Source organism: Candidatus Phytoplasma sp. AldY-WA1, assembly GCF_020312115.2.
Taxonomy (GTDB): Bacteria; Bacillota_I; Bacilli_A; order Acholeplasmatales; family Acholeplasmataceae; genus Phytoplasma; species Phytoplasma vitis.
The window spans coordinates 1-1,207 of the sequence record NZ_JAHRHX020000117.1; the positions used below are offsets into that span (position 1 = coordinate 1).

The 1,207-nt window shown below is 23.9% G+C and carries 1 protein-coding gene; it reads left to right on the forward strand.

Features of this window, described 5'->3' with window-relative positions:
• Positions 1-946 precede the first annotated feature (946 nt).
• A complete protein-coding gene (locus tag KTO59_RS04655; RefSeq protein ID WP_445083528.1) occupies positions 947-1,114 on the forward strand; it encodes a DUF2963 domain-containing protein in 168 nt (55 codons plus the stop codon).
• The last annotated feature ends 93 nt before the right edge of the window (positions 1,115-1,207 follow it).

Sequence of the window (1,207 nt, forward strand, 5' to 3'; positions counted from 1 at the left end):
TGTTTAGGTTTTAACCTTGATTTTTTAGGAAGATCCAAGTTCCTCTTATTAACTACGTGAATTCTTTAGGGTCGCTGACCTTGGCATTAACTTATGAGTTTGTACCTCATAAGATAGGTAAATACCGTTTAGCTAGGTGAGTTAAGATGTTAGTATTAAAACCAGATAAGGATTTTCTCCTCTGATAATATAAATAATCTTTTATTTTAATTATTTATTTCCATCTTACAAGTCATTTCAGTTCCTTTTGACTTGGCCGTCTTGTTGCTCTTCTTTTTTGCGTTTAGGTCCGTTTCAGAACTTCTCCTTGGAATTCTTTTCTTCTCGCGAAATCTTCTTGGTTATGAACTTCACCTCAATTCGCTTTTATTCTTTGCTGTAATCCATCATTCTTTCGTTTGATAAACCAAGAATATGAAGTATGTGATTATCACACATTGCGATTCGTTAATTCGCTGTTAATAAGGCCTCTTTGGCGCCCATAAAAAAAGACTAGTTTGTTTTAACTAATCTTTTCGATTTCGGGGTTCTATATAGTGTAGGGCGAATTATTTTTTTATCATGAAAAAAGAATAAACCTTAACAATTTTAAATTATAATAAAAATAAAATCAAAAACAAGAAAACTAGTCATTAAAAATCAAATTAAAAACATTTACATTTTTTTGAAACACTACGGTATAAGAAATAATATTTTTTTAAAAAATTTAAATTTTATTATTTTAGATTATAATAAAAATAAAATCAAAAACAAGAATTAGTCATTAAAAATAAATTAAAAAAACATTTACATCTTTTTAAAACACTATGGAAATAAAAAAACTATTAATATTATCTAGATGAAAAAAATTTAATATATAGATGAATTCTAAATTCAAAATGGTCAAAAAATAAAATCTATTAATTATGAATATAAATCAAAACATAATTGTCAATATGAGAATATAATTTTCAAAAATAACAAGAAAACAAAAACTACTTATTATCAAAAAGATGACTCTATAGATTCTATAATTCAATATAATTTCCAAAATAGTAAAAAAATCAAACGTATTTATATTTGTATTACAATGGTGGTTAAAGAATCTATTTTAAAAGTTATTATAATCATATAAATTGATAAAATATAACAATCACTATAAAAACGAAGAAGAAATCATTATATCTAAAAATGGCCGAAACATAAAAAACTTTTAAAATTTAATTCT